Raw genomic sequence first — 4,260 nt, 5'->3', positions numbered from 1 at the left:
AAAAGTCGTTTGTTTCGCTTTTCTAACGCTGCTATCAGATTATGCGCTGATTTGGCTCCCATTCGATTTAATCCCATCAATTTTTCGACGGTTAAATGAAATAAATCTGCAGGGTGTTTTACGTATTCTTTTGTCACCAGCTGTTCAATGATTTTATCACCCATGCCATCGACATCGAGCGCCCGACGAGAGACAAAATGTTTCAGCATTTTTTTACGTTGTGCCGTACACAATAGCGCACCACTACAACGGGCAATAGTTTCGCCTTCAAGGCGTTCAATATCTGAACCACATACTGGGCAATGCAATGGAAAGCTCACTTCTTGCGCCTCTAAAGGCCGTGCATTCATTACCACGCTAACGATTTTAGGGATTACATCTCCCGCTCGGCGTATAATAACGGTATCGCCGATATGTAGATCAAGGCGTTTTATTTCATCAGCATTATGTAAGGTCGCATTACTCACCATTACACCGGCGAGCTGGATGGGCTCTAATCTCGCGACCGGGGTGATTGCCCCCGTGCGTCCAACTTGAAATTCTACCTGACGGACTTGAGTCATTTTTTCCTGTGCTGGAAATTTAAACGCGGTAGCCCAGCGAGGCGCTCGAGCACTAAAGCCCAATCGTTCTTGCAATGAGAGATCGTCCACTTTGATGACTACCCCATCAATATCAAAATCTAATCTGTCACGTTGTTGTTCAAGATGACGATAGAAAGCAATGATTTGATCACTACCAATGCAACGTTTTATTTGATTACTAACAGGTAAACCCCAAGCTTTAAATTGCAGTAAACGTTGCAAATGATGTTGCGGTAGAGCGCCTCCTTTGAGTAGCCCCATACCATAACAAAAAAAATCTAATGGCCGTTTAGCCGTAATGCGCGGATCAAGTTGGCGTAGCGATCCCGCGGCGGCATTACGTGGATTGGAAAAAAATTTTTTTTCCGCCTTATGTCTTGCTGCTTCGTTAAATTGCGCAAAACCTATTAACGGCATAAAAACTTCGCCGCGTATTTCAATTTGTTGTGGAATATCATCGCCTCGTAAGCGCAAGGGGATAGTGCGAATAGTACGTACATTAGCGGTGATATTTTCGCCAATGCTGCCATCACCCCGGGTAGCAGCTCGCACCAATTCACCCTTTTCATACAGCAAACTGACCGCTACGCCATCCAATTTTGGCTCACAGCAGAAGGCGAGCTCTTCGGTAAGATTTAAGCGATTATGTAATCGTTGGTGAAATGCAAGGTAACTTTTTTCATCGAATACGTTGTCCAACGACAACATAGGAGATTCATGTTTTACTTGCTCGAAGATATTTAATGGTACTGCTCCTACACGTTGAGTGGGTGAGTCTGCACAAATTAGCTCAGGATATTGTGTTTCTAATTCCCGTAATTCATTCATTAAACGATCATATTCAGCATCAGGTATTTCAGGATTATCCAACACGTGATATTGATATTCATGGTGCTGTAATATGGCGCGTCGTTGGTTAATTTGTTGAATTATTGATTTCATAGATCATTATTATTGCCGATATTTTCTGTCATGAATACTGCAATTTCATACCCTTCGTCTTTGAAGTTGCCTTCGGCTGCCAGGGCCGACCGACCGATGAGAGTAGACATCCATGAGGGCGAGGGGCTCGCAGCCAACAACGCGGCGAATTTAAAGGCGAAGGGTATATTGTGATTAGCATCACATACTGCAACGGACACAATTATTATATTCTGCCAATTTTTGAGGTGTCATCATGCGGTGTTCATCGTCCTGCACTACACCTCCGACAGCATCTGCAATCCGTTGAGCTGATTGCAGCATCAATTTAAAATTTTGGCTGGCTTTACCATAGGCAGAAGGTAGCATCATAAATATTGAAACACCCGGTGTGGTAAAATCGGGCATGCTATTAAGATCAAAAGATCCCGGCTTAATCATATTGGCTAGACTAAATAATACCGCCCCATCTCCTGCAGGGTTGGCATGTCGGTGGAAGATATTCATTTCACCAAAGTGAAAACCCTCCTGAAAAATAATGGGTAATAGCAGATCACCTGAGAGAACATTACCTTGATGAGCAACAACATGTAGCACTAATAGCTTTTCTGAGCGCTGTTTATCACTTTCTGGCTCTGATAATTTGGCTTCATTCAATGAATTTTTTTCATCGGTGTCTGTGCAAGATTTATCCTTCATGGGCGGATCGTTATTTTTATTTGCTTCTTGTGCAGCAAGTGGGACAGCCTCGGTTTGGGGCGATACTTTTTTTGCCAATCCTGGCTTAATTTTATCAGTTGATTGAACGTGCTTTATCTTATTTTTTTTATCTATTTGGCGGGGAAAAACTTTATCTGGGGTTAATGAGGTAACCACTCGCACTTCTCCCACGCCTTCATCGTCAAATAACGTTTGATTGTTTTCTTGTGGTCGCTTAGGTTGAATTGAGCGATCACGAAACAGCGCAGAGCGTTCTTTATTGCCGATCCACAGACTATGAAATAATAAAGCGATTATGGCGGTGACACCAACAATGATTAATATTAGACGCAAATCCTGCATCGTTAGAATCTCTACAATTTTGTGGTTTCGATAGATTGCTACAAAGGCGTATACATATCTTCTAGAGCCTATTCGAAATCGCTGAGCTCAAGAAGATTTCGAATAGGCTCTTAAATACTACTGTTTAATGCACGCCAGTGCAGATCCGTGCTCAATTTCCTACCAAGAAAAGTGATTATAATTATCGTTTAATCTCTTAACCGCACAACTTATGGCTAGCCAGTGAAAAAGCTTACCGATATGATAGCCCAATATTTTTATATTATAGAGAATCAAACAGTATGGTATGCATTAAAGCTTGTTCGAAATCGCTGCGAGTTGCTAAAGAAAACTTGGAATAGATCCTTAGCACCTACGGTTATTTTCGGCTGTTATTCAATTGTGTTGAATGCGGTTTGTCTCGTTTGATTAATTATACGCCAAATTACTTACATTTTTGTCGTAGACAGCAATAAAAAGCGGCAGCATTATGTTGAAAAATTTAAAAAATACTGATCTAAATACTTTTTTTGTGGGCTAGATCAAAATTTTGACCACATTATAATTGATTTTGCCTTTTTGGTTTAGTGATTAACTAAACCGTTATGTTAGATAGGCTTGAGTCTAAGAGACTAGTTTTACACTTAAGCTCCGCAATATAAAATCCAAAATAAGTTGAGAAAATCATGTTTAAACAAGAAGTTACTATTACTGCTCCAAATGGTTTGCATACTCGCCCTGCGGCACAGTTTGTCAAAGAAGCAAAAACATTTTCTTCTGACATTACCGTCACCTCAAATAAAAAAAGTGCGAGTGCTAAAAGTTTATTCAAATTGCAAACGCTGGGCTTGGCTAAAGGGAGCAAGGTTACTATCCAAGCGCAGGGAGATGATGAACAAAAAGCAGTCGAACATTTGGTAAAACTGATGAATGATCTTGAATAAGATAACCTTGTCTTTTTAAACCGATAATAGGAGTAAGGTAAGGCTATGATTTCAGTATCACCAGGTATTGCTTTTGGTAAAGCGCGTTTATTGTTAGAAGATAATATTGTTATCAACGATAAAAAGATATCCTCCGCTGAAGAAGTAACGCAAGAGATCGAACGTTTCGAAGCTGGGTGTAAAAAATCTTGTCAACAGCTAACAGCAATACAAACCAAAGCTACAAAAATGCTGGGAGAAGATAAGGCGGAAATTTTTGAAGCGCATATTATGTTGCTAGAAGATGAAGGCCTTCAGCAGGAAATTACTAAACAGATTACTGAACAATTGGTAACAGCAGAGGCTGCCGCCCATTCAGTAATTGAATCTCAAGCACGAGAACTAGCAGGACTTGATGACGAGTACCTAAGAGAAAGAGCGACTGACACACGTGATGTCGGTAAACGCTTGCTAAAGAATATATTGGGCTTAGATATTATTGATCTGAACACGATTTCAGAAGAAGTGATCCTGGTTGCTGCAGATTTAACCCCCTCTGAGACGGCACAACTTAACCTTGACAAAGTGCTTGGTTTTATTACTGATTTGGGCGGACGAACTTCCCACACCTCTATTATGGCACGCTCTTTAGAGTTACCGGCGATTGTCGGTGCCCATAACATCACCCAACGAGTAAAAAATGGTGATAATTTAATCCTCGATGCGATTAACAATAAAATTTATATTAATCCAACAGCAGAGGAGATAGAACGGCTTAAAAACTTAAAAAA

At 40.7% G+C, this 4,260-nt stretch carries 5 protein-coding genes; 2 read left to right on the top strand and 3 right to left on the bottom strand.

The features are described 5' to 3' along the window. The 3 genes from ligA to zipA all read right to left on the bottom strand — a co-directional run. Nucleotides 1-1,526: NAD-dependent DNA ligase LigA (ligA, locus tag REG_RS08830; RefSeq protein ID WP_039908394.1), on the bottom strand; the 1,526-nt coding region annotated here is incomplete at its 3' end. Then, entirely contained in the window at nucleotides 1,523-1,726 is a 204-nt protein-coding gene (locus tag REG_RS08825; protein ID WP_039908391.1) for a hypothetical protein, read from the bottom strand. The genes REG_RS08825 and ligA, both read right to left, overlap by 4 nt. Beyond that, entirely contained in the window at nucleotides 1,707-2,567 is an 861-nt protein-coding gene (gene zipA, locus REG_RS08820; protein ID WP_006705325.1) for a cell division protein ZipA, read from the bottom strand. The genes REG_RS08825 and zipA overlap by 20 nt, the downstream gene beginning before the upstream one ends. 665 nt (nucleotides 2,568-3,232) lie before the next feature. On the opposite strand from zipA, the gene ptsH reads away from it, so the two are divergent. Together ptsH and REG_RS14845 are read left to right on the top strand one after the other, a co-directional pair. Then, nucleotides 3,233-3,490 (top strand): phosphocarrier protein Hpr, encoded by a 258-nt coding sequence (ptsH, locus tag REG_RS08815; RefSeq protein ID WP_006705324.1) that lies wholly within the window; start codon nucleotides 3,233-3,235, stop codon nucleotides 3,488-3,490. 45 nt (nucleotides 3,491-3,535) lie between these two features. Beyond that, the coding region (locus tag REG_RS14845; protein ID WP_039908386.1) for a phosphoenolpyruvate-utilizing N-terminal domain-containing protein at nucleotides 3,536-4,260 on the top strand (725 nt) is incomplete at its 3' end.

It is taken from the genome of Candidatus Regiella insecticola LSR1, assembly GCF_000143625.1.
GTDB classification, from domain to species: domain Bacteria; phylum Pseudomonadota; class Gammaproteobacteria; order Enterobacterales; family Enterobacteriaceae; genus Regiella; species Regiella insecticola.
The sequence above is the reverse complement of the archived record's forward strand: the minus strand, read 5'-3'. Positions and strand labels throughout refer to the sequence as shown.